A 23,814-nucleotide genomic window follows, 5' to 3' on the forward strand; every position below is an offset into this window, starting at 1 on the left:
CGTGACAGTCAGTTTAGTGCTTGCAGAAGCGCTGATCGCCGGCGTCAAAACGGCGGTGGAGGCCCACAGCTTTCCTCCTGTTTCCGTGGTGGTGCTGGACAGCGGCGGCCACCTAACGGCCTTTGCCCGCATGGACGGGACATTCCTGGCCACCATTGATATCGCCATTCGCAAAGCGCGTACGGCGGTGCTGTTCCAGGCCAATAGCGAAGATGTCGGCGCTAATTTGCACCCGAACGGTCCGGCGTATTCGCTGGAGAACAGCAACGGTGGGCTGGTGGGCATTGACGGCGGTATCCCGCTGCGCAACGCGGAGGGCGCGGTTATTGGCGCGATTGGCGTGTCGGGTGCGACAAAAGAGCAGGATGGGCAAATCGCTGCCTTTGCCGTAGAAGCGGTGTTTGGCTGCCGAGCGTAATGACAGAAAAGGAGCGAAATTCGCTCCTTTTGCTTTTACCCTATTTTGGCTGAAAATACGGTCCTTTCGTCACAGAATCGCGCACGATCATCTCAGAACTGTACAAGTTATCCCGTGAGAAATAGCCGCCGTCCAGCATCGCCGTCAGGCGGTTAATCACTTCATGGATCATCTCGCTCACCGGCTCTTTCACGCTCGACAGCGGCGGGGTGAGAAAAGTCCCGGTCGGGACATTATCAAAGCCAATAACCGACACATCGCGCGGCACCGACAGGCCCGACTGGCCGAGTCTGCTGATAGCGCCGATAGCCATGTCATCGTTGCTGGCGACCAGGGCGCTAAAATCCTGTTTCGCTGAGAGCAGCGTTTCTACCGCCGCCGACCCGCTGACAGGCGTCCATTTTCCGGTGGCGATAAGCTCGTCCCGGACCGGCAGCCCGGCCTGCTCCAGCGCTTCGCGGTAGCCAGACAGACGCTCTCTCGCCGTGGGAGAGTCGAGGACGCCGGTGATAAAGGCGATATCCCGATGCCCCTGGTCAATCAGGTAGCGCGTGGCCTTGAAGCTGGAGCCTTTGTGATCGCAGCAAATGCAGTGGCTCTGGTGTTTACGCAGCTTGCGGTTCATCACCATGATCGGCTGCTTATGCTGCTCAATCAGCGCATCCATCTCATCCACGCTTAAAAAACGCGGGTAAATGATCACCGCGTCGCAGTGCAAATCGAGCAGAAACTGCACGGCAGCCTGCTCTTCCTGAGCGCTGTGTTTGCCGTCGACCAAAATCAGCTGCCGCCCGCTGGCTTCGAGCTTTAGCGCAGCCTGGGAAAGCAGTTCGCTAAAATAGTTCCCGCTGTACAACGTGTTGGTCACCACCAGGCCGATGTAGCCTGATTTGCTGGTCGCCAGATTGCGTGCCAGCAGATTAGGGCGATATCCCGTTTCCTGAATGGCCTGGTACACCTGCGTTTTAGTGGCCTCGCTCACGTAGCCCTTGCCCGACAACACGCGCGAAACGGTCGCCTTTGATACGCCTGCTTTTTTCGCCACTTCCTGCATCGTCGACATAAAGGCTTCTCGTAAGTTCGTCATTTCTGACCATTTTACACTTTTCGCGGCCAGGGCGCAGCGTAGCCTGTATTTCGATGTAAATCACAAAAATCGATCTCAATAAAAATAATCATTGTTATCTAATTTTCAACTACACATGATTATGTGGAACCGGTTACCTACAAAATCATAACAAGAGAGTTTCACCTCATGGCTAACAAGTACGAGGCAGTATCCCGACAGATTGTTGAGGCTTTAGGCGGCGCGGAAAACGTGGTGGCGGTAACCCATTGCATGACGCGGCTGCGCTTTGTATTACAGGACGATGCAAGGGTGGACATTGCTCGGCTGAAGGCCATTTCCGGCGTGCTGGGCGTGGTGAAAAACGACCAGCAATGTCAGGTCATTATCGGTAACACGGTGTCTCAGGCCTACGCTGAAGTGCTGAAACATCTCCCCGAAGGGGCTGGCGACAGGCCGCAGGCGGCAAAGGGCAAACTGACCCTGAAACGCATCGGCGCGGGCATCCTGGATGCGCTGATTGGCACCATGTCGCCGCTTATCCCGGCGATTATCGGCGGCTCGATGGTGAAGCTGCTGGCGATGATCCTCGCGATGACCGGAGTATTTGAAACGACCTCCTCGACGCTTACCATTCTTAACCTCATCGGCGACGGCGCTTTCTTTTTCCTGCCGGTGATGGTGGCGGCTTCTGCCGCCGTGAAATTTAAAACCAACATGTCGCTGGCGATTGCTATCGCCGGGGTGCTGGTACATCCGGCCTTTATTGACCTGATGGCGAAGGCGGCCCAGGGGCAGGCGGTTGATTTTATGGGCATACCCGTCACCGCCGTGAAATACACCTACACCGTGATCCCCGCGCTGGTGATGACCTGGCTGCTGTCGTACATCGAAAAAGGCGTGGATCGCATTACGCCAGCGGTGACCAAAAACTTCCTCAAGCCGATGCTGATTGTGCTGGTTTCCGCGCCGATAGCGATTTTACTGATTGGGCCGTTAGGTATCTGGATTGGCAGCGGGATCTCCTCGCTGGTGTACACCGTTCACGGTTATCTGGGCTGGCTTTCCGTCGCCATCATGGGGGCTATCTGGCCGCTGCTGGTGATGACCGGCATGCACCGCGTGTTTACGCCAACGATTATCCAGACCATCGCCGAAACAGGCAAAGAAGGCATGGTTATGCCGTCGGAAATTGGCGCTAACCTGTCCCTCGGCGGGTCGTCTTTGGCCGTCGCCTGGCGAACGAAAAACCCTGAACTGCGTCAGACGGCGCTTGCTGCCGCAGCCTCAGCAATCGTGGCTGGCATTTCAGAGCCTGCGCTTTACGGCGTCGCGGTGCGGCTGAAACGCCCGCTGGTTGCCTGCCTTATCAGCGGTTTTATTTGCGGTGCCGTCGCCGGTATTGGCGGGCTCGCCAGCCATTCCATGGCTTCACCGGGGCTGTTCACCAGCGTGCAGTTCTTCGATCCTGCCAACCCGATGAGCATCGTTTGGGTGGGGGCGGTGATGATTCTGGCCGTGGTGCTGTCGTTTATTACTACGCTTATTCTCGGCTTTGACGATATTCCCGTCGAGGAGCCGAAAGCCAAAGAGCAGGGCAGCAGCACGGCGTTTGTACGACCAGATAATGCAGTAAAAACACTTTAAGCAGAGGTAAGCATGGCTGAGACAGTTTTTCCAAAAGGATTTTTGTGGGGCGGCGCTATCGCGGCTAATCAGGCTGAGGGCGCGTACCAGGCCGGCGGCAAGGGGTTAAGCACCGTCGATATGATCCCCCATGGCGACAACCGCCTTGGGGTAAAGCTCGGGGTGGAAAAGCGGTTTGCGCTGCGCGACGATGAATTTTACCCGAGCCACGAGGCCATAGATTTTTACCATCGCTATAAAGACGACATCGCGCTGCTGGCAGAAATGGGCTTCACCGTTTTCCGAACCTCCATTGCGTGGAGCCGTATCTTCCCCAAAGGGGATGAAACGACGCCGAACCCGGAAGGGATCGCGTTCTACCGCGACCTGTTTGCCGAGTGCAAGAAATACAACATCGAACCGCTGGTGACGCTGTGTCACTTCGATGTGCCGATGCACCTGGTGCAGGAATACGGCTCATGGCGCAACCGTAAAATGGTGGAGTTTTTCAGCCGCTACGCGCGCACCTGCTTTGAGGCGTTTGACGGCCTGGTGAAATACTGGCTTACCTTCAATGAAATCAACATCATGTTGCACAGCCCGTTCTCTGGCGCGGGGCTGGTCTTTGAAGCTGGCGATAACAAAGAGCAGGTGATGTACCAGGCCGCGCACCACGAGCTGGTGGCCAGCGCGCTGGTCACTAAAATCGCCCATCAGGTTAACCCGGTAAATCAGGTTGGTTGCATGCTGGCGGGGGGGAACTTCTACCCGTACAGCTGCAAGCCGGAGGACGTTTGGGCGGCGCTCGAGAAAGACCGCGAGAATCTGTTCTTTATTGACGTGCAGGCGCGCGGCGCTTATCCCGCTTACGCGGCACGAATGTTCCGTGAGAAAGGGATTGAGATTGTCACCGAGCCTGGCGACGACGAGATCCTGAAGAACACCGTCGATTTTGTCTCCTTCAGCTATTACGCCTCGCGCTGCGCTTCGGCAGACATGAACGAGGGGAATACCAACCCGGCTAACATCATTAAATCGCTCAAGAACCCGCACATTACTTTCAGCCAGTGGGGTTGGGGCATCGACCCGCTCGGCCTGCGTATCACCATGAACATGATGTACGACCGCTACCAGAAACCGCTGTTCCTGGTAGAGAACGGGCTGGGCGCGAAGGACGAGGTGAATGCCGACGGGGAAATCAATGATGACTACCGCATCAGCTATCTGCGGGAACACATTAAAGCTATGGGTGAGGCAATTGAGGACGGTATTCCGGTCATGGGCTACACCTCGTGGGGCTGCATTGACCTGGTGTCAGCGTCAACCGGCGAGATGAGCAAACGCTACGGCTTTGTGTATGTCGATCGTGATGATGAAGGGCAGGGAACGCTGGCGCGCACGCCGAAGAAGTCGTTCTACTGGTATAAGAAGGTGATTGCCAGTAACGGCGGGGATCTGGCGTAATTTTCCCCTCTCTTTCCCCAGAAGGCAGGGGAGAAATACCGTTTTATCCCCTCTCCCTTTTAGGGAGAGGGTGAGGGTCGTTATCAGAACGCCATCGAAGCCTGTACGAAGTAGGTACGCGGCTCACCTACGTATTTCCCGGAGTTATTGTCATTCGAACGCGTGTAATAACGCTGATCGAACAGGTTTTTAATCCCGGCACCCAGCTTCAGGTGAGACAGCGACGGCCCAAAGTCGTACTCGCCGCGCATATTCCACACCATATAGCCTGCGATATTACCAAACTGCCCGTCCGCGCTTTCGTCGGTGATGTAGTTCGGCCCGGTACCCGGAGAGCTCTGTTTAGACTGTGCATAACTGTCCAGATTCCATACCCAGTTACCGGTCGCGTAGCGGGTGCCCACGGTGTACACCTGGCGAGAGTAGAACGGCAGATCTTTCCCGGCGAAGTCCCCTTTGTCACTGGTGGCTTTGGTGTAGGTGTACGTGGTGTAAACGCTCACGCCGTCCAGTGCGCGGTCGACTTCGCTTAGATCGTAATTTAGCGCCAGTTCAAGGCCCTGGTGTTTGGTTGCACCGAGGTTCGTCCAGCCCACAATGTTGTTGATGTACTGCAGCTGATCGTCGAAGTCGATGTAGAACAGCGTCGCTTCAGCCTTCAGCGCGGTGTCGTCATAACGGGTACCGAACTCATAGGTATGCGCTTTTTCCGGGGTCAGGCCGGCTGCCGGCTGATTGCCGCTGCCGCCGCGGGTCAGCTGGAAGTACTGCATACTGCCGAAGGAGGTGCTGGCGTTGGCGAACAGTTTCCAGGCATCAGACATATGGTACATCACGCTGATAGAAGGCAGCGGCTGGCTGTAGGTCTTCTCGCGATCGATGTTCTGGAAGGAGTCGCTGGTGTGCGTTTTGATGCTTTCATAGCGCAGACCCGGCGTAATCGTCCAGTCGCTGACGTTGATGGCATCATCAATATAGAAAGCGTTCGCTGCAGTACCGCCCGAGCTGTGCTGGTAGTACTCGGTCATGTCCGGTTTGGTGAAGGTTGTCGCAGGATCATACGCTTTTGGCGTGCGGTAACCTTTCTCGTCCGACGTTTCGTTCAGGTAGCGGTAGCCCAGGGTGACTTCATGAGACATATCCCAGAAGCGGAACAGCTGAGAATAGGTTGGCTCAATCGCCCAGGTGGAGTAGTTGCGAGGCGCTGAGTTCAGGGTACGTTTGTTGCCCTTGAAATACTCCAGATCGCTGCTGCGGTAGCTGTCGGTAAAGTAGGTCAGGACTTCCAGCTTTTTATCGTCTTCTGTGTGCTTATATTTGAAGGACATATCCTTGCGGCGGCCTTCAAAGCTGTCCCAGCGGCGGTCCGACTGGAACGGATCTTTTGCATACTGTGCGGTCGTCAGGCCGCCTGGCATACCTGACTGGGCTTCGTAATAGTGGAAGTTAGCCTGCAGCTCATCGCGATCGGTGAAGTTGTACTTGGTCTTCAGCATGAAATCGTCGATGTCGGTATTGTCGTTGCTTTCACGGTAGCCCTGGCCGTGCAGGCCGGAGTAGAGCAGTTCTGCACCAAAGCCGTTATCCGCCGTGCCGCCCACGGACGCGCTGGTCAGCGTTTTCAGGCCACCGTGGCTGGCGCCCTGGGTCTGCGCGCTGACGGTGCCGCCAAACTCTTTCGGAATGTCGCGAGTAACAAAGTTAATCACGCCGCCAACGTTTTGCGGCCCATAACGCACTGCGCCGCCGCCTCGAACCACGTCAACGGACTGAATGTTGCCCATGCCCAGCGGCGCCATGGAAAGCTGTGGCTGGCCGTAAGGGGCAACCGCGAGCGGCACGCCGTCCATCAGGATGGTTGAACGTGGGGACAGGCGAGAAGTCAGGCCGCGCACGCCAACGTTAAGGGAAATGTCGCTGCCGCCGGTGCCGTTGCTGTCACGCACCTGCACGCCCGGAATGCCTTTTAGCGCATCGGCTAGCGTCTCTGAACCTTGCTCACGAAGCTGCTGATCTGTAACGATCGAGCGTGCGCCGGGGTGGTTAAGCAGCACGGTGCTGGTGTCTGGGTTATCGAGCCAGTTGCCGACGACGGTAATGTCGTCAGCTTTTTTATCTGCGGGAGCTTTATCTGTTTGTGTGTTATCAGCGGCGAGCGCTGGCAGCGCAAATGCTATCGCGCTTGCCAGGAGAGAGACACGAAAAAGGGGGCGCATCATCATTCCTATAGAATTATGGGTTTGTCGTTATGAGTTTTTTTGGAAATGACAATCTTAATGATAATTATTTTCAAGTAAATAGTTTTGTTGCGGAATAATTCGGGATAAGGCGAAAAGTAAGCAAAAAAAACCGAGTGGTTGGATGACCGCTCGGCAGTACAGATGAACAGACCGGGAATTCAGGCTGTTAAGGGGTAACCCAGAACACGCCGCTGTAATCCAGGGCGGTGAACTGCTTGTGAGCTTGCTCGATGTCGGCCTGTGGATCGATGTCTTTGAACAAATCCGGGTGCAGGAACTTAGCGATGGTTTCCACCGCAATATAGTTCAGCGGAGAGTCGTAGAATTGATGGTAAATCGCCATCACGCGCTTCTCTTTCACCGCCGTGAGCACGTTAATGCCGGTCCGGCTCATCAGCCCTTTGAGCTTCTGTTCGGCCACGGCTTTATCGGCCATATAGCCCAGCGGCACGGCTTTTGGCGAACGGTTGCCGCGGTTCCAGTCGGCACCCGTCATCAGGTAAAAGTCCGGGTTGCTGGTGATCACCTGCTCGGTATTCACCTGGCCGCTCATTTCAGGGAACAGCTTGCTGCCAATATTGTTGCCACCGGCGGTATCAATAAACTGGCCGTAGCTGCCCTTGCCGAAAGTCTGGCAACATTCGTCGCCGCGAATGCCCGCCGCGCGTTCAATAAACACGCTCGGGCGCTGCTCAGGTTTCAGCGTCGCCACGCGCTCGCGCACCAGGTTCATCCTCTGCTGGTAGTGCTGAATAAAGGCGTCTGCGTTTTTCTGCTCATCAAACACTTTGCCGAGTAACTCAATGCTGGGCAAAGTGTTGGTCAGCGGCTGCTGGCGGAAGTCGATAATCAGCACCGGAATACCCACTTTTTCCAGCTGGCTCAGCACGCCGCTGTTCTTCAGTTTGGCCAGCACGCCGATGTCAAAAATAATCAGATCCGGCTGTAAGGTGACCGCTTTTTCAACGCTGAAATCCGTGTAGTACGGATTTTCAAACATCGTGATTTTGCTTACCTGGGGGAATTTTCGCGCATAGGCGTCCGCCAGATCGGGCGCTTTGGTCTTCAGCGAGTTATCCCAGGCAATGATGTTTTCCAGCGGATCCTTCGGGTGAATAATATTCAGCGCCAGCAGGGCGCGCGCATCGGCCAGCATCACGCGCTTTGCCGGATGGGGCAGCGTCACTTCCCGGCCCGCTACGTCGGTAACAACAATCGGGGCGGCCTGGGTGGCGAAGCTCAGCAGGGCAACGGCGGCGAGCAGCCAGCGAGCTTTGGCGGTAAACACTGTGAACATGGATGACCTTCAGAACGGGAAAATTTAGGAAGGGAATGATAATCGATCTCATAGCGTTTGGAATGGGGACGCGGGAATTTTTCTGGTTACGAAAGGTGCCAGGGCGAGGCTGACGGGAACCTGTCGTCTGCTTTGGCCACTCAAGGGCTTTACTGAACCGTGGTGTTGAACCACACAGGAGAGTCCATCGTGTATAGCGTTTCAAACAATGCAGCCCAGGGGCGGCACTTTCATACGTCTAATGTACAGACACCGGCCACGGCGTTTCAGGATGTACCGTCGCTGGGACAGAAAATTGGCGCAGGCAGTCAAAAAGATGTTTTTCACTCACGACAGGATCCGCGCAAGTGCCTGTGCCTGTTCAGACCCGGCACCACCGGCACCATTTCAGCGGAGCAGTACGCTTTAAAAGAGCTGGAAACGACCAAACAGCTTAAGCATCTCGGTTTTCCCGTGGTGGATGCTCATGCATTGATTAAACATGGCGGTCTCGTGGGCGTGGAGAAAGACTACATTCACAACGCTTTTGATTCCGAAGATATCGTGAATAATAAGAAAAGCCTGCCGGACGATAAGAAATTCAATCAAAACGTCCTGGCCGACTGTAACGCCATTATTAACAAGCTGAAAAATCATGAATTGCACATCGACGATCTGCAATTCCTAGTCGACAGCCATGGCCGCGTGCTGATTAACGATCCGCGCGATGTGATTCGCTCCTCGCCGGAGAAAAGCATCAGTAAAGTTAACGAGCTGCGGGCTCATGCTTTAAATAACCTGCTGGATATTGATAGCGACTAGCAGTGGGATTAATGGGAGGGATAACCGTGCTGCGGATAATGTTGGTGACGCCGGATAACAAAGGCTTTGCCTCACTCAAAGCGCAAAGCGTTGAGGAACAGTACAATATGCTGCGCCGGCTTGAAGCCAACTGGCTTAGCGGAGAAAACCGTTTTGACTTGCCCGGAGAAAAACTACTGGGTGTCTTTGCCCGTGAGGAACTGGTCGGCATTGGCGGGCTTAATCGCGACCCGTTTTCAGCAGACGAACGCGCGGGGCGTATTCGACACCTGTACCTTAGCCCGGCCTGGCGGGGAAAAGGAGCAGGGCAGCAACTGCTGCAGGCCCTGGTTGCCGGCGGAGACCACTGGTTTGATTTTTATAACACCCATGCTCCCGAACACGCCTTTCGCTTTTATGAAGCCGCCGGGTTTCAGGCCGTTTCCGGTGAGGAGAGGGTGACTCACCGGTTGCTTACTCGCCGCTAGTTTTGGGCGAACTGGCGGCCAGTTTTGCCGGGCAGAGGTTTTTAAGCCGTTCAAGCAGCCAGCGTCCGGCCGGTCCGGGCGGGGAGGCAATCGGGTAGACGCCAAACATCGGCAGTGCGAGCCCTGCCGGCGGAACATCCTCAATGTTCAGCCGCACCAGCCGCCCCTCGCGAATATCTCGTTCGACAACGTGTGACGGCATGCTGCCCCAGCCGAGGCCATCGAGCAAAAAGGCGTGTTTGGCCAGCAGATCGCCCAGCCGCCAGGTGGAAGGTGACATCACGCCAAACTCTTTCCCTTTGGAAAGCTCCGAGCGGTCGGTCAGCACCAGCTGAACGTGTTTGGTCAGTTCGGACTTTGGGATGATGCCTTCGAACTGCGCCAGCGGGTGATCGGGCGCGGCTACCATCACCAGCGAAACGCCGGTCAGACGCTCCCCGGTCAGCGAGGCCGGCATATCCGGCAGTGAGCCCAGAATACCAATCCCCGCGCTGCCGTTAAGCACCGGTTTGTAGCCCCCACCCAGCGCCTCTACAAACAGACGCAGCGGCGTGCCGGGAAACTGTTCGCGGAAGGCTTTGGCCGCCGAAGTCATCGCCTCCAGCGGGAAGAAAACGTCCACCACCACCGAAAGTTCAGATTCCAGCCCCAACGACATACCGCGCGCTCTCGCCTTCATAAAATCGACGCCAGAAACAATGCAGCGGGCGTCGATCAGCAGCACTTCACCTTCTGGCGTTAGCTTTGGATAGCGGCCGGAACGGTCGAACAGCTGCACGCCGATCTGGGCTTCCAGCCCCTTAATCAAATCGCTGATCACCGACTGGGCGCGGTACATCTTGCGAGCAGCCGCAGAGAAGCTGCCTTCGTCGACGGCGGCAATAAACGTGCGAAGTTGGTCCAGCGAAATACCGTCCAGCATTGTGGTTCCTGCCTGGCTGTTAAGGAAGAAGCGCAATATAGCCCTTCGGCATGGGTTTGTCATTGGCGATGATGTATCGGACATGGCGATGGATTGCATCGAAATATAACGGCTATTCGGGTGAGAGAGGCGGTGGCATAGTGGCTGCCATGTTCCGCGAATCTTAAAGATTGAGCACACCTATGTTAACGGCTCTAAAAAAACTCTTAACGCGCTTATCCCCTAAATCAGACTCCATTTCAGAGGCTAAAACGATGTCGACTATCCTGCATATTGATACCAGTGTTCTGGGCGGTTATTCCGTCAGCCGCCAGCTGTCGGCGGAGATTGTTGCCCGCCAGAAAACGCTGCACCCCGGTGCCACCGTGATTTACCGCGACCTGGTGCAGTCCCCGGCTCAGCACCTGTCCGACAAGCACATTGCCGCTTTCCAGGGCGCGGAAGTGACCGACGCTGAGCTGGGCGCAGATCTCGCGGCCGGTGGGGCGTTTATTGACGACCTGTTCGCCGCAGACGTGATTGTCATTGGCGTGCCGATGTACAACTTTTCTATTCCATCCCAGCTTAAGGCGTGGATCGACCGAGTTTGTGTGGCTGGACGCACCTTCCAGTACGGCGCCAACGGCCCGGAAGGCCTGCTGCCAAAAGGCAAAAAAGTGTTTATCGCTTCTTCGCGCGGCGGCCAGTACACCGGCGACAGCCCGGCGGCATTCCTGGAGCATCAGGAATCCTATTTGAAAGCGGTACTGGGCTTCATTGACCTGACCGATGTGACCATTATTCGCGCAGAAAACCTGAGCCGTGGCGACGAAGCGAAAAGCGCCGCACTCGCCGATGCGAAAAACCAGATTGCGTCACTGGCCTGATTACGGATAACGAATAACGAGCCCTGGCTATTACTGCAAAGGCTCGTTTATTTCGCGGAAGTGAACTAAAACGCCCGCCAGATAAGCACGGCAATCCCGCCAAACAGGATCCATTTCACGATGTAATACACCGTTTTATTCCAGCTTTTTAACTTCTTGCCGACGATACGAATCTGATAGATGTATCGGAAAGCGCGGTTGATCCCACCGATGCGGTCGTTTTCATCGTTAGGTGCCGACGCGGCGCTCATCAGGTTGCGCCCCAGCCAGTGGTTAACCGCCTGAGCCCAGCGGTAGCGCATCGGTCTTTCCACGTCGCAGAACAGAATCAGGCGATTTTCGCCGCTGGTGTTTTCCGCGTAGTGAATATAGGTTTCATCGAACAGCACGCCTTCACCGTCCCGCCAGCTATAGCGCTTCCCGTCCACTTCAATAAAGCAGCGATCGTCATTCGGGGTCGCAAGTCCAAGGTGAAAACGCAGCGAACCGGCGTACGGATCCCGGTGCCTCGGCAGGCGGCTGCCGTCGGGCAGGGTGGCGAACATCGCAGCTTTGATGGAAGGAATGGTGCGCAGCAGTTCGGTGGTTTTCGGGCACAGTATGCTGGCCGACGGGTGGGCGTTTTCATACCATTTCAGGTAAAAGCGCTTCCAGCCTGTTTTAAAGAAGGAGTTGAAACCGGCGTCGTTAAATTTATCCGCGGCTTTTATCTGCTCCATTTGTTGCAGATGCATACCTTCGTCGCGAATCTCTTCCCAGTTTTCCCGCAGCGTTGTCAGCTCGGGAAAGGTTTCCGGTGTTAAATAGGGCGTATTCGGCACCCTGGAGAAAAGATACATAAAACCGTTAAGCGGGGCGGTAAACGTGGAATGGTCCGACAGCTGCCGCCAGAAACGAAAGCGAATCTTGCCGCGATAATGCACATAGACCACTGAAATAATAATGATGAGTAAAATAATATATTTCATATTGTTATCTGACCACTGTGTTTTTTTGCTCATTCCCTGCCGGGCCAAAGCCCCGACTGCCCAAAATGCGCCTTTGAAAAGGCGCTGAAATAGAGCATAGCAGTGGTTTTAACGAAGTAAATGTTGCCTGGGAAAACTTACCAGCCTACAGATAACCCCGCGCCGTAACCCATATTGTTTTCTGTATCATCACTGACGGTGGCTTTCACAACAACAGCATTTCCGATACGTGTAGAGGCGCCCACGGCTAAAGCATTTTCACCTTCATAGCCGCCAATCCCTGCCCCTATAGCCACGGTTTGATTATTCATCACCTGCGGTATATTGCTCATTGCCATCGCGCCAGAGATACCCGCGTTGGCCTCTTTTTGATTATTGTTAACTTCATCTTTTAATGCAGAAAATGCATTATTTAATTTGGCTATCGATAGGCTGTTGGCCTGAATCAGGCGGGTATTATTTTCTGCATGTTCCGTATTTAAAGAAATATTGTTAGCGTTAGTGGATACGCGTGCCTGCGTTGCCGTATCAAGTTTCGTTTCGGCGGTTATCAGGCCATTTTTGCCATTAATACCATTTGTTCCGTTTTTACCATCAGCGCCGTTTTTAACCTGAGACTGGACATATTCGATCATCGCTTTATCTTTGGCTGCCTGGTGGTCGGCATCTGTCTCCGGGCTGTCCAGGTGTGAACTTTTATCGGCTGTGGACGGTACAACCGGACCCATAATTATCGCCGTTGAAGGGGTAAGCGTGCTGGCGACGATTGAGTGGGGAGCATCGAGATGCGGCGGAACGGGCTCTGAATGATTCCAGTCCATATGCGGGGTCGTCACCGTCCCACTCACAAAATCGCTGGTATAGTTTGTCTGATGGGCGCGATCGTAATCCCGTACAGCCTGCTGCTGCGACGCATCCATACTTTCAAAACTGGCCTTTGCTTCCTGCCAGGTAATAGATTTATTCACCATATTATTATAGAAGTCGCTTACCACATCAGCCCTGGCTGAAGTCGAAAGGACCAAAATACCAAACACCAAAGCCATTGATTGACCAAAGTTAAAGGATTTCATTTTTCTCTCACCATAAATAAATTGAACGTTCCAATGCATTATTGAGTGCACTAATAACGGCGATGAACTATCCCGAAATGTGACAATGCAATCCTTGAACTAAATCATAAGAAAATTCTTAGTGGAGAGTGTTTAAAAGCGATAAAACAGGCCGTTCACATTCATTATTTGCGCTGGTGCCAGGCTGCTCACACCGTTGTTACAATCGGGGTGAAAAGGGGTAAGGCGCTTACGTTTGAAAGTGCAGTTACTCGCGGGCCGCTTGATGGCAGAAGGGCGTGGAGCGGCTAAATTCGACGGGATGATGACCGTTTTTGCCGTTTACAAGACTTCCCGCTGGCATTACCATCCTCTGCACGGATTAATGACCTGCATTAATCACAACATATTGCTGTAAATGACTCGGGGTGCCCTTCTTTGTGAAGGCTGAGAAATACCCGTACCACCTGATCTGGATAATGCCAGCGTAGGGAAGTCAGATGCCTGTCCGGCGTCCCTTCTTTCACGCCGGACAGGAGCCTTACCGTTATGCAACCTGACCTGCTACCCGGCGCAACCGCCGCCTCTGTTTTACACCACCTCCGTCAGCATTCGCCGCTGGTTCACTGCATGACCAATGACGTAGTGCAAACCTTTACCGCTAACGTGCTGCTGGCGCTTGGGGCTGCCCCGGCGATGGTGATTGAAGCCGAAGAAGCGGCACAATTTAGCGGGCTTGCCAGCGCGCTGCTGATCAACATTGGCACCCTGACTTCAGAACGCGCGACGGCGATGCTGGCTGCTATTCACGCCGCCAATAGCGCCGAAACGCCGTGGGCACTAGACCCGGTCGCCGTGGGTGGTTTGGCTTTCCGCACGCGCTTCGCTCGCGAAATTATTCAACTGAAACCCGCCGCCATTCGCGGTAATGCGTCTGAAATCATGGCGTTGGCAGGGGAGCAGGCCGGAGGCCGTGGCGTAGACAGCACCGATGATGCACTTTCGGCGATCCCGGCGGCGCAAAAGCTGGCGCGCGAAACCGGTGCAGTGGTTGCCGTAACCGGAGAAACTGATTACGTCACCGATGGCGAACGAACGTTTGCCGTGACCGGCGGGGGAGAACTCATGACGCGTGTGGTCGGCACCGGCTGCGCGCTTTCCGCCGTGGTTGCTGCGTGCTGTGCTTTACCGGGAGACAGGCTGGACAACGTCGCCGGCGCCTGCCGCTTTATGTCGCTTGCCGGCGAGCAGGCCATCGCCGCCAGCCGTGGGCCGGGCAGTTTTACCCCAGCCTTCCTCGACGCCCTTTATCTGCTTAACGCGGAGGGGCTGGCATGAAACGCATCAACGCATTAACTATTGCCGGAACCGATCCAAGCGGTGGCGCGGGGATCCAGGCCGATCTGAAAACTTTCTCCGCGCTTGGCGCTTACGGCACAAGCGTGATCACTGCGCTGGTGGCGCAGAATACCCGTGGCGTGCAGTCCGTTTATCGTATTGAGCCTGAGTTTGTGGCGGCGCAGTTAGATTCTGTCTTGAGCGACGTGCGCATCGACACCACAAAAATTGGCATGCTGGCAGAGGCCGATATCGTTGAAGCCGTCGCAGAGCGACTGGCGTTCTATAAGGTACCAAACGTGGTGCTGGACACGGTGATGCTGGCGAAAAGCGGCGATCCGCTGCTGGCCCCATCGGCGGTAGAAAGCTTACGTCGGAAGCTATTGCCGCATGTCGCGTTGATCACGCCCAATCTCCCGGAAGCGGCAGCGCTGCTGGATGCGCCCCACGCGCGCAGTGAAAAAGAGATGCGCGAACAGGGTGAAGCGCTGCTGGCAATGGGCTGCGAGGCCGTGCTGATGAAAGGCGGGCACCTCGACGACGCAGAAAGCCCGGACTGGCTATTTACTAGCCACGATGTCCAGCGCTTTACCGCGCCGCGCGTGCAAACAAAAAACACCCACGGCACTGGCTGCACTTTATCTGCCGCGCTGGCTGCGCTCCGCCCCCGCCATGACGACTGGGCGCAAACCGTGGCTGCCGCAAAAATCTGGTTGTCGAAGGCGCTGGCTCAGGCGGATTCGCTGGAGGTCGGGCACGGTATCGGCCCGGTACATCATTTTCACGAATGGTGGTAACTGTCGGTTAAAAGAGAAGTTTTTAGCCAGCGTAATACCAGTGGTACTATACTGGCTTCATCTTCCCTGCCGGACAATTGCGTACCATGGAACAGGCTCATCACCAGTTAGTTGAACAGCTCAAACAGCGCTTTTCCGCTCCGGATAACGCTCCTCTGTACCTCAAGTTTGCCGAAACGGTGAAAAACGCCGTGCGCGCGGGCCTGTTGCCGCAGGGCAATATCCTGCCGGGGGAGCGCGATCTCAGCCAGCTCACGGGGGTGTCACGCATTACCGTGCGCAAGGCGATGCAGGCGCTGGAAGATGACGGCGTGGTGACGCGTTCGCGCGGCTACGGGACGCAAATTAATGCGACGTTTGAGTATTCGCTGAAAGAGGCCAGGGGCTTTTCGCAGCAGGTTGTGCTTCGGGGTAAAAAGCCAAATACGCTGTGGGTGAACAAACGCGTGGTGAAATGCCCGGCAGACGTGGCTGAACAACTCGCGATCCCGGCGGAAAGCGAGGTTTTCCTGCTCAAGCGCATTCGCTACGTGGATGAAGATGCGGTGTCTATCGAAGAGTCTTACGTGCCGACCGGGCTGATTGCCGACCCGGATGAGATTGGCGTTTCGCTGTACGACTACTTCCGCAGCCAGAACATTATTCCGCAGCGCACCCGCAGCCGGGTCAGCGCCAGAATGCCGGACAGCGAATTCCAGTCACACATCAAACTGGAAACGCCGGTGCCGGTTTTGATCATCAAACAGGTGGCGTTCGACCCGCACAACCGGCCCATCGAGTACAGCATCAGCCATTGCCGCAGCGACTTATACGTTTTCGTCTGCGAGGAGTAAGGTTTGCTCGAGCTGCGCGAGTTTTGGCGCGCAGTCCCCGCCCCGGTGGCCGACCACGTAGCTGGCTACCGCATTCCCGAGGCTGACTGCTTCTTCCAGGCTCCAGCCTGCCGCCAGGCCCGCAATTGTGCCGCCCGCATGGCTGTCGCCCGCGCCGATGGTATCCACGACGGTAGTCGGGAAGGGCGCAGCGATCCCTATGTTATCGCCGGCCGCAAACCACGCGCCGTCCTTATCTAAACGAACGATTAGCGGGCTGCCGTAGCGGGTGAGCCATGCACGGCAAATCGCTTCAATATTTTCCGCTTCCACTTCAAGCCATTCGGCAACAATCGCCGCTTCCTGACGGTTGAGCGAAACAATCGGTTTGCAGGCCATAATCCGCGCCAGCAGCGGCTGCGGGATATCTGCGATACGCGGGCCAAAGTCGATGAACGGGGTAATTTCCTGCAGCGACTCCAGCCAGCCAACGAGCAGTTCCGCACACGGCCCGGCAAGCTGGTAGCCAGAGAGCGAGAGCAGGCTACCTGGCGGGATGGTCAGGCCGTCAAGCCAGGCCTGATTCCACTGATGCTCGACGCCGCGAAACGACATAAAGGTGCGTTCGCCGTCGGGTTCGACCAGCGCCAGGCACCAGCCATTGTCTCCCGTATCGGTGTGGATCTCGCTGCGGATGTGCTGTTTTTCCAGGCTGTTGCGAATAATGTCGGCCCAGGTGCCCTGGCCAATTGGCAGCGCGTTCTGCGAGTCAATGCCGAGGCGCGAAAGCGTGATGGCGATGTTCAGCGCGCAGCCGCCAATGTTCACGCCCTGCTGATGCAGTTCGATATCGCAGCCGCGCCACGGGAGGGCGTAGGCGTCGGCGATGACGTCAATCACCGCCGAACCGAGCACGCAAACCGGGCGTTGAGCCTGCAGCTGGGGCAGTTTGCTCAGCAGTTCATTTGGCTTCATGGCTGGCCTCTCTTTGCTGGCGATAGGCCATAAAGATGCGGCTGTAGCGCGTGAAGTCGAGCTGGTTCTCTTCATCCAGCTCCTGTTTCAGCGCCGGATCGATGCTTTCCACGCCGTTCAGCGCGCCGCAGATAGCGGTGGCCATAGCGCCGATGGTGTCGGTGTCTCCGCCGAGATTGGCGCACAGGATGGCGCAGCGGTTAGGGTCGGTTTTCGCCAGTTCGACCATCGCAATCGCCGCTGGTACCGACTCAACGGTGCTGGTACCGGTGCCGACCAGCTGGTAAATCTCTTCCATGGCGGATTCGGTGCCGCGCGCTTTTCTTGCCACGCTCAGCGCTAATTCCAGGCGTGCCGCGAGGGACGCGCTAAATGTCGTGATGCGTTTTTCCTGCGCGTGGCGGGCGATGGAGGGCATCTCATCGCAAATTGTGGCCCAGCTTGCGCCGTCGATAGCGCGGGAAATGGCCCAGGCAATAACGACTGCCCCGGCAATGGCCAGATCTGATTTGTGCGTCGGGCTCGAAGCTAGCGCGACCTCGTCCACAAACTCATCGAGACTGGCCGTGGGCAGCAGGCAGCCAAGCGGGGAGGCACGCATCGCCGCCCCGTTGGTTACGCCGTTGTTTTCCAGCTCGCTTACCAGCGTGCCTTGTTTAATCGCATTCAGGGCTATTTTCGACGTCGGGCCGAGCACGTTTTTGTTAAACGCGTCGAACCCTTCTGCCCACGCCAGAATATGGCGGCCAATGGCGTCCGGGTTGATAACCCCGTGGTGCTCGATGATGGCGTCCGCCAGCGCCAGCGCCATTGAGGTGTCATCGGTAAACTTAGCGCGGGCAAAATAACAGGCGGCGTTGTTTTCTGCCGGACCCGGCAGGAACTTGTCTATCCAGCCGAAGTAGGCCTTCACCCGCGAGCGCGGCCACAGTTCGGACGGCATCCCCATCGCATCACCTAACATCTGGCCGTAAAAGGCTCCCAGAATACGATTTTCCATTGTTACGCTTCCTTTAATACTTTTTCAGATTCATCACCGGCAACGGCGATGGCAGCAATCTCTTTGTCCGACTCGCGGAAGAAGACCATGAACAGCACGGCGATGACGGCAATCATTATTGCGCCAAAGCCCCACATCCCCGCCCAGTTAAAGGTCTGACCGTTCACCGGTGAGGAGTAAGCAAACATTTTTTCCATCATTTTGCCGCCAAGGCTGTAGCCGAGCAGGCTGCCGAAGCCCTGGCAGCAAAGGGTGATCAGCCCCTGCGCCGCGGTGCGCATGTACACCGGGGATTTCTTGTCTACGTAAATGTAGGCGGTGACGTAGTAGAAGTCGTAGCTCACGCCGTGCAGCAGAATGCCGAGGAACAGCAGGCCGTAAGTGAACAGGTGCGATGCGTCGCCGTACACAAAGAAGCCGTAGCGGATGGCGGCGGTGATCAGGCCCAGCAGCAGAACCTTTTTAATACCAAAGCGCTTAGTGAAGAACGGCAGCGCCAGCATAAAGAAGATTTCCGAGAACTGGCCAAGCGTCATCCAGCCCGTGGCGTTGTGCATCCCGACTTCGGTCAGATAGCCGTTGGCGAAGATGTAGTAGAACGCCAGCGGCATCGCAAACAGGAAGGAACAGAAGAAGAAGACCAGGAAGTTTTTGTCCTTCAGCAGCACCAGCGCGTCCAGGCCCAGCATCACCTTCAGGCTGAGCTTGCCGGTGCTTTTCGGCGGCGTGTTCGGCAGGAACAAAGCGAATACGCCTAACATAACCGAGCTGATGGCGGTGATCAGCAGCGGCACGTTGGTTGGCGAGATATCGCTAAAGCCCATTATCTGCGGCAGGAAGCCACACACGATCCCGGAGGCAATCCAGCCGATGGTGCCCATCACACGAATACGCGGGAAATCACGCTCCACGTCGTCGACGTTGGAAAACGCGATGCTGTTGGTCAGCGCGATGGTTGGCATATAGGTGAGCGAGTAAGCCAGCAGCAGCGGGAAGAAATAGACAAACTCCGTTTGCTGGGCGGCCAGATACATCAGCCCGGCGCCGACAAACATCAGCAGCGCCAGTACTTTTTGTGCGGCAAAGAAGCGGTCGGTCAGCGAGCCGACCAGAATAGGAGACAGAATAGCAGCGATGGCGGTGCAGGCGTAGGACCAGCCGATTTCACCGGCGGTAAAACCACTTTTGTTGAGGAACAGCCACAGGGGCACAAACCAGGCGCCCCAGATAAACCATTCCATAAACATCATGAACGAAAGGCTAATCGTTGTACGTTTCATGCTCAGGACCTTCATGACAGGTGTAGGGTGTGCCTTAACCATACCAATTAATAATACCTTTTAAATACCTTTGCGTCGATTCTATGATCGCCTTTGCAAAAATAGCCGGGGTGGCCACCTGGCTTTACTCCTGGAAAGGAGGCAAAAGTGCGCTTGAACTGGCAAATCCCCGCCGTCGGTACCAGGATTAGTGCGGCCGGTTTTTTCGACCCGGCAGAACAGGATTCTTCATGCGCAGCGGGCAGGGGGCTCGCTGCCTTTACGGGAGCGTATTATGACTGATATTGCGCAGTTGCTTGGCAAAGATGCCGACGGCTTGTTACAGCATCGTTGTATGACTATTCCGGCAGACCAGCTTTATCTGCCCGGCTCGGACTACGTTGACAGGGTGATGGTAGACAACAATCGCCCGCCTGCGGTGCTGCGAAACATGCAGACGCTGTACAACACCGGGCGTCTGGCTGGGACTGGCTACCTCTCTATTCTTCCCGTCGATCAGGGCGTTGAACACTCGGCGGGGGCTTCTTTCGCCGCGAACCCGCTCTACTTCGATCCGAAAAACATCGTTGAACTGGCCATCGAGGCAGGCTGTAACTGCGTGGCTTCTACCTATGGCGTACTGGCCTCGGTTTCACGCCGCTATGCCCACCGCATTCCGTTCCTGGTGAAGCTTAATCACAATGAGACGTTGAGCTACCCGACCACCTACGACCAGACGCTGTACGCCAGCGTAGAGCAGGCCTTCAACATGGGCGCCGTTGCTGTCGGGGCCACGATTTACTTTGGTTCACCGGAATCCCGCCGCCAGATTGAAGAGATCTCCGCCGCCTTTGAGCGTGCGCATGAACTTGGCCTGGTCACCGTGCTTTGGGCCTATCTGCGTAACTCCGCATTTAAAAAAGACGGGGTGGATTATCACGTCAGCGCCGACTTAACCGGGCAGGCTAACCACCTGGCGGCGACTATCGGGGCCGATATCGTAAAGCAAAAAATGGCGGAGAATAACGGCGGCTATAAAGCGGTAAACTTTGGCTATACCGACGAAAAAGTTTACAGCAAGCTGACCACCGACAACCCTATCGACCTGGTGCGCTACCAGCTGGCTAACTGCTATATGGGCCGCGCCGGCCTTATCAACTCCGGCGGTGCCGCAGGCGGTGAAACTGACCTGGCAGATGCGGTGCGTACGGCGGTGATCAACAAACGTGCGGGCGGTATGGGGCTGATTCTGGGGCGCAAAGCGTTCAAGAAATCAATGGTCGACGGCGTGAGGCTGATCAACGCCGTGCAGGATGTTTACCTGAATGAGAAAGTGACCATCGCTTAAGCTCTGTTAAGTAAGATTATAAGGCCCTCTTTTATGAGGGCTTTTTTATGCGGATTTTTATACTGTGGCATTATTACCTTCACCCTAACCCTCTCCCTGGAAGGGAGAGGCGAAAAGGCTTCACCGTGCTGGCTTACCCCAATAGCGGGCAATTAGGCGGTAAACGACAGGCCAGCGCATTCGGATGCACTTCAATGCGAAAATGCCGTCCGCTCAGCGGTTCCCCGTCCAGGTTAAAGGTAATATCGTGCGGGGCCGAAATCTCAAACCAGGCCGATTTCCCTTCAATAATGTTTGGGTTTTCATCCGGGCGCGTGAGCGTAGTCAACAGCGCAGGAAGCAGGTCTTCACCGGTGAAAATCCGTAGATCAAGCAGCCCGTCGTTGATCAACGCCTCCGGGCAAAGCTGTTGCCCGCCGCCGGCCTGGCAACCGTTACCGATGCCGATCACTAATGCGTCGCCCTGCCAGCTAAAGCCTTCTCCGCGAATGTCGCAGCGATCCGGCTTGAGCATGTCCATGCGCATTAAACCGTGAATAAAGTATGAGACGCCGCCAAGCGCTGCTTTGAGTTTTTCCGGCGTTTCGGTGGTGATGCGTGTGCCAAATCCGCCGGTCGCCATGTTGATGAAGAAGGCTTCATCGTTGACCTGCACCAGGTCGATATTGGCGGCTTTGCCAAACAGCGCGAGGCGCAGCGCTTTTTCAAAGTCCTCAGGAATACCGACGCTGGTGGCAAAGTCGTTGGCTGTCCCCAGCGGGAGAATGCCCAATGCCGGGCGGCTGCCCGCAGAAAGCTTCGCGAGGCAGGTGGCAATCTCATTGATTGTGCCGTCACCGCCGCCGGCAACCACGGTGTCTACGCCGAGGTTCAGGGCTTCGTCAATGTAACGTTCGGCATCACCTTTTTCCCAGGTCACCCTGATATGCAAGGTGTAACCTTCCTCACGCAGCGTATGCACGGCCTCGCGCAGCTGTGGGTTACCGGCGCCTTTACCGTTCAGAATCAAAAATGAATGCGGGGATCTCTCCATGACTTACCTCAGAAAAGTGAGCATTATCAAAGTGTAGAGCAAAGTGGGCGCGGGGGAGTAAGAACTGGCTGAATCAGCGGAAAAAAGAAAGCCTGCGCAAGGGAGATTGCGCAGGCCAAGGAGGTGGTTCCTGGTACAGCTAGCATTTATGGGTTATGTTTTTCAGCTTGCGGATAATAACGTTATCTTGTGTAACCGTATGTGATCGGTTTCTAAGAATGCTCTTAGCGCGAAAAATAACCCTAATTCACTAGTTTGCGTGCGGTTTACGGGTTGTCTGACCAGAGAGATTGCGCATCAGTAGAGCATAATCCAGCGCTATCTCCTGAGGTACAGGCATCCATACGGTATGACCGTCGCCTGGAGCCACGTCTATCGGCTGGGATTTGCCGTTTTCCAGCGTTTCCAGCGTAAAGGTGATATTCCCCTGCGGGGTCATCATTTCCAGACTGTCGCCCAGCAGGAATTTGTTTTTCACCGCCACGGCCGCCAGATCACCCCGGCGTTCGCCGGTAAACTCGCCCACAAACTGCTGGCTCTCGGAAATGGAGTGCCCGTACTCGTAATTCTGATGGCTGTCGTGGGTATGTCGGCGCAGGAATCCTTCGGTATAGCCACGGTGGGCCAGGCCTTCCAGCGTTTGCAGCAGCGTAGGGTCGAACGGCTTGCCCGCTGCGGCGTCGTCAATGGCGCGACGATACACCTGCGCGGTACGTGCGCAGTAGTAGTAGGACTTAGTACGGCCTTCGATTTTCAGCGAGTGCACGCCCATTTTTGTCAGGCGCTCCACGTGCTCAATGGCGCGCAGATCTTTCGAGTTCATGATGTAGGTGCCGTGCTCGTCTTCGAAAGCGGTCATGTATTCGCCTGGACGTTTGGCTTCTTCCACCATAAACACTTTGTCCGTTGGGGCGCCGACGCCAAGCGTAGGCTCAACGTTTTGCACCGGAATTGGCTCGTGCACGTGGACGATATTGCCGATGTCGTCTTCTTTGCCTTCCTGAACCTTATATTCCCAGCGGCAGGCGTTGGTGCAGGTTCCCTGGTTAGGATCTCGCTTGTTGATATAGCCGGAGAGCAGGCAGCGGCCCGAATACGCCATGCACAGCGCGCCGTGGACGAAGATCTCCAGCTCCATTTCTGGAACCTGTTCGCGAATTTCGGCGATTTCTTCCAGCGACAGCTCGCGGGAAAGAATCACGCGCGTCAGCCCCATTTGCTTCCAGAACTTCACTGTCGCCCAGTTAACGGCGTTAGCCTGCACGGAGAGGTGAACGTCCATTTCCGGGAACGCCTCGCGCACCATCATGATTAGCCCTGGATCGGACATGATCAGCGCATCCGGGCCCATGTCGATAACCGGCTTAAGGTCGCGAATAAAGGTTTTGAGCTTGGCGTTATGCGGGGCAATGTTCACCACCACGTAGAATTTTTTACCCAGCGCGTGGGCTTCGTTGATCCCTAGCTGGAGGTTTTCGTGGTTGAATTCGTTATTGCGCACGCGCAGTGAATAGCGCGGCTGGCCAGCGTAGACGGCGTCTGCACCGTAGGCGAAAGCGTAACGCATATTTTTCAACGTTCCCGCCGGGGAGAGGAGTTCCGGTTTAAACATGAAGTTCTCGTTCTGATATCAGGTCAGAACCGCTCCATCTGGTGAAGCGGCTAAAGTCGAGTGGATTACCACAATTTAAGGGCGGGAATTGTAGCGCCGTGAGGCTGGGGAGTAAACCGTCTTGCGGATTCAGGCGATGAGCGGGATACCGACAAAAAGGAGCGACGCGAAGGCAATATTCTCCGTGTACTCTTTCAGTGCTTCGGTATTTTCTTTGAAATGCGCGATGAACTTGTCGAGCGCGGCGGCTTCATCCGTCGCCAGTATCTCGAAGCCAATTTTTTTAAATCCATCAGCAGCCAACTCTTTTTTCTCTTCCACACCAAGAGATGCCTTCGGGTAGATATTGAAAGCAATATCCCGGCTATAGAAAACATACTTTTCCACGACAACCTCCTTGCAGGGAAGACGCCGGTCAATGTTGACCGGCCTGTGTTCTATCTTAGAGTTTTT

The 23,814-nt window shown here is 55.7% G+C and carries 23 protein-coding genes and 1 riboswitch; of the genes, 11 read left to right on the forward strand and 12 right to left on the reverse strand.

Going from position 1 to position 23,814, the window contains the following annotated elements; translation table 11 throughout:
- Nucleotide 1 precedes the first annotated feature (1 nt).
- Nucleotides 2-418: a GlcG/HbpS family heme-binding protein gene (locus WFK85_RS04740; RefSeq protein ID WP_336707451.1), complete on the forward strand. Its 417-nt coding sequence runs from the start codon at nt 2-4 to the stop codon at nt 416-418.
- Nucleotides 419-458: 40 nt separating this feature from the next.
- Here the strand turns inward: WFK85_RS04740 and WFK85_RS04745 are convergent, their stop codons facing one another.
- Nucleotides 459-1,472, reverse strand: coding sequence for a LacI family DNA-binding transcriptional regulator (locus WFK85_RS04745; RefSeq protein WP_442892262.1), 1,014 nt, complete (start codon nt 1,470-1,472; stop codon nt 459-461).
- 201 nt (nt 1,473-1,673) lie between these two features.
- Here WFK85_RS04745 and ascF point away from each other — a divergent pair, with 201 nt between their 5' ends.
- Nucleotides 1,674-3,131 carry a PTS cellobiose/arbutin/salicin transporter subunit IIBC gene (ascF, locus tag WFK85_RS04750; RefSeq protein WP_336707453.1) on the forward strand — a complete coding sequence of 486 codons (1,458 nt, stop codon included), beginning with the start codon at nt 1,674-1,676 and terminating at the stop codon, nt 3,129-3,131.
- 12 nt (nt 3,132-3,143) lie between these two features.
- Nucleotides 3,144-4,574, forward strand: coding sequence for a 6-phospho-beta-glucosidase (locus WFK85_RS04755; protein ID WP_336707454.1), 1,431 nt, complete (start codon nt 3,144-3,146; stop codon nt 4,572-4,574).
- Between the two features lie 83 nt (nt 4,575-4,657).
- Here WFK85_RS04755 and WFK85_RS04760 read toward each other — a convergent pair whose 3' ends face one another.
- Together WFK85_RS04760 and WFK85_RS04765 are read right to left on the reverse strand one after the other, a co-directional pair.
- Nucleotides 4,658-6,790, reverse strand: a complete 2,133-nt coding sequence (locus tag WFK85_RS04760; protein WP_336707455.1) for a TonB-dependent receptor family protein — start codon at nt 6,788-6,790, stop codon at nt 4,658-4,660.
- Between the two features lie 190 nt (nt 6,791-6,980).
- Nucleotides 6,981-8,111, reverse strand: coding sequence for an ABC transporter substrate-binding protein (locus tag WFK85_RS04765; RefSeq protein WP_336707456.1), 1,131 nt, complete (start codon nt 8,109-8,111; stop codon nt 6,981-6,983).
- Between the two features lie 189 nt (nt 8,112-8,300).
- On the opposite strand from WFK85_RS04765, the gene hopBF1 reads away from it, so the two are divergent.
- Both hopBF1 and WFK85_RS04775 read left to right on the forward strand, forming a co-directional pair.
- Entirely contained in the window at nt 8,301-8,912 is a 612-nt protein-coding gene (gene hopBF1 / locus WFK85_RS04770; RefSeq protein WP_336707457.1) for a T3SS effector protein kinase HopBF1, read from the forward strand.
- Nucleotides 8,913-8,923: 11 nt separating this feature from the next.
- Entirely contained in the window at nt 8,924-9,379 is a 456-nt protein-coding gene (locus WFK85_RS04775) for a GNAT family N-acetyltransferase (RefSeq protein WP_442892259.1), read from the forward strand.
- On the opposite strand, the gene WFK85_RS04780 is transcribed toward WFK85_RS04775, so the two are convergent.
- Nucleotides 9,366-10,301 carry a LysR substrate-binding domain-containing protein gene (locus tag WFK85_RS04780; RefSeq protein WP_166991152.1) on the reverse strand — a complete coding sequence of 312 codons (936 nt, stop codon included), beginning with the start codon at nt 10,299-10,301 and terminating at the stop codon, nt 9,366-9,368. The genes WFK85_RS04775 and WFK85_RS04780 overlap by 14 nt on opposite strands.
- A gap of 254 nt (nt 10,302-10,555) precedes the next feature.
- Between WFK85_RS04780 and WFK85_RS04785 the strand changes: the two genes are divergently transcribed.
- Nucleotides 10,556-11,167 (forward strand): FMN-dependent NADH-azoreductase, encoded by a 612-nt coding sequence (locus WFK85_RS04785; protein WP_336707458.1) that lies wholly within the window; start codon nt 10,556-10,558, stop codon nt 11,165-11,167.
- A 65-nt stretch (nt 11,168-11,232) separates the two neighbouring features.
- On the opposite strand, the gene lpxO is transcribed toward WFK85_RS04785, so the two are convergent.
- Nucleotides 11,233-12,135: a lipid A hydroxylase LpxO gene (gene lpxO, locus WFK85_RS04790; RefSeq protein ID WP_336707459.1), complete on the reverse strand. Its 903-nt coding sequence runs from the start codon at nt 12,133-12,135 to the stop codon at nt 11,233-11,235.
- Nucleotides 12,136-12,272: 137 nt separating this feature from the next.
- Nucleotides 12,273-13,208, reverse strand: coding sequence for a YadA C-terminal domain-containing protein (locus tag WFK85_RS04795; protein ID WP_336707460.1), 936 nt, complete (start codon nt 13,206-13,208; stop codon nt 12,273-12,275).
- 235 nt (nt 13,209-13,443) lie between these two features.
- Here WFK85_RS04795 and WFK85_RS04800 point away from each other — a divergent pair, with 235 nt between their 5' ends.
- From WFK85_RS04800 to WFK85_RS04815, 4 genes are all read left to right on the forward strand, one after another.
- A complete protein-coding gene (locus WFK85_RS04800) occupies nt 13,444-13,605 on the forward strand; it encodes a hypothetical protein (protein WP_166991161.1) in 162 nt (53 codons plus the stop codon).
- Nucleotides 13,602-13,698: riboswitch (TPP riboswitch) on the forward strand. Its footprint overlaps the gene before it by 4 nt.
- 38 nt (nt 13,699-13,736) lie before the next feature.
- Complete coding sequence (thiM, locus tag WFK85_RS04805) at nt 13,737-14,525, forward strand: hydroxyethylthiazole kinase (RefSeq protein WP_166991164.1); 789 nt, start codon at nt 13,737-13,739, stop codon at nt 14,523-14,525.
- Complete coding sequence (gene thiD / locus WFK85_RS04810) at nt 14,522-15,322, forward strand: bifunctional hydroxymethylpyrimidine kinase/phosphomethylpyrimidine kinase (RefSeq protein WP_166991168.1); 801 nt, start codon at nt 14,522-14,524, stop codon at nt 15,320-15,322. The genes thiM and thiD overlap by 4 nt, the downstream gene beginning before the upstream one ends.
- An 86-nt stretch (nt 15,323-15,408) precedes the next feature.
- Nucleotides 15,409-16,155: a GntR family transcriptional regulator gene (locus tag WFK85_RS04815; RefSeq protein WP_336707462.1), complete on the forward strand. Its 747-nt coding sequence runs from the start codon at nt 15,409-15,411 to the stop codon at nt 16,153-16,155.
- Here the strand turns inward: WFK85_RS04815 and WFK85_RS04820 are convergent.
- From WFK85_RS04820 to WFK85_RS04830, 3 genes are read right to left on the reverse strand one after another with little or no spacing between them, the layout of a single operon-like run.
- A complete protein-coding gene (locus tag WFK85_RS04820; protein ID WP_166991174.1) occupies nt 16,129-17,109 on the reverse strand; it encodes a PfkB family carbohydrate kinase in 981 nt (326 codons plus the stop codon). The two genes, WFK85_RS04815 and WFK85_RS04820, sit on opposite strands and share 27 nt — an antisense overlap.
- Nucleotides 17,096-18,109: an ADP-ribosylglycohydrolase family protein gene (locus tag WFK85_RS04825; RefSeq protein WP_166991177.1), complete on the reverse strand. Its 1,014-nt coding sequence runs from the start codon at nt 18,107-18,109 to the stop codon at nt 17,096-17,098. The genes WFK85_RS04820 and WFK85_RS04825 overlap by 14 nt, the downstream gene beginning before the upstream one ends.
- Nucleotides 18,110-18,111: 2 nt before the next feature.
- Entirely contained in the window at nt 18,112-19,404 is a 1,293-nt protein-coding gene (locus WFK85_RS04830; RefSeq protein WP_166992893.1) for a nucleoside permease, read from the reverse strand.
- 259 nt (nt 19,405-19,663) lie between these two features.
- Here WFK85_RS04830 and fbaB point away from each other — a divergent pair, with 259 nt between their 5' ends.
- A complete protein-coding gene (gene fbaB, locus WFK85_RS04835) occupies nt 19,664-20,716 on the forward strand; it encodes a class I fructose-bisphosphate aldolase (RefSeq protein WP_166991180.1) in 1,053 nt (350 codons plus the stop codon).
- Nucleotides 20,717-20,849: 133 nt separating this feature from the next.
- Here fbaB and yegS read toward each other — a convergent pair whose 3' ends face one another.
- The 3 genes from yegS to WFK85_RS04850 form a co-directional block, all read right to left on the reverse strand.
- The gene (gene yegS, locus WFK85_RS04840) at nt 20,850-21,749 is read right to left on the reverse strand and encodes a lipid kinase YegS (RefSeq protein ID WP_166991182.1); all 900 of its coding nucleotides are present in this window, start codon (nt 21,747-21,749) and stop codon (nt 20,850-20,852) included.
- Between the two features lie 250 nt (nt 21,750-21,999).
- Nucleotides 22,000-23,361 (reverse strand): prephenate-dependent tRNA uridine(34) hydroxylase TrhP, encoded by a 1,362-nt coding sequence (gene trhP, locus WFK85_RS04845; RefSeq protein ID WP_008455135.1) that lies wholly within the window; start codon nt 23,359-23,361, stop codon nt 22,000-22,002.
- A gap of 129 nt (nt 23,362-23,490) precedes the next feature.
- Entirely contained in the window at nt 23,491-23,748 is a 258-nt protein-coding gene (locus WFK85_RS04850; RefSeq protein ID WP_008455133.1) for a hypothetical protein, read from the reverse strand.
- Between the last annotated feature and the right edge of the window lie 66 nt (nt 23,749-23,814).

The organism is Cedecea sp. VD22 (assembly GCF_037150195.1).
In the GTDB taxonomy this organism is placed as follows: Bacteria; Pseudomonadota; Gammaproteobacteria; order Enterobacterales; family Enterobacteriaceae; genus Cedecea.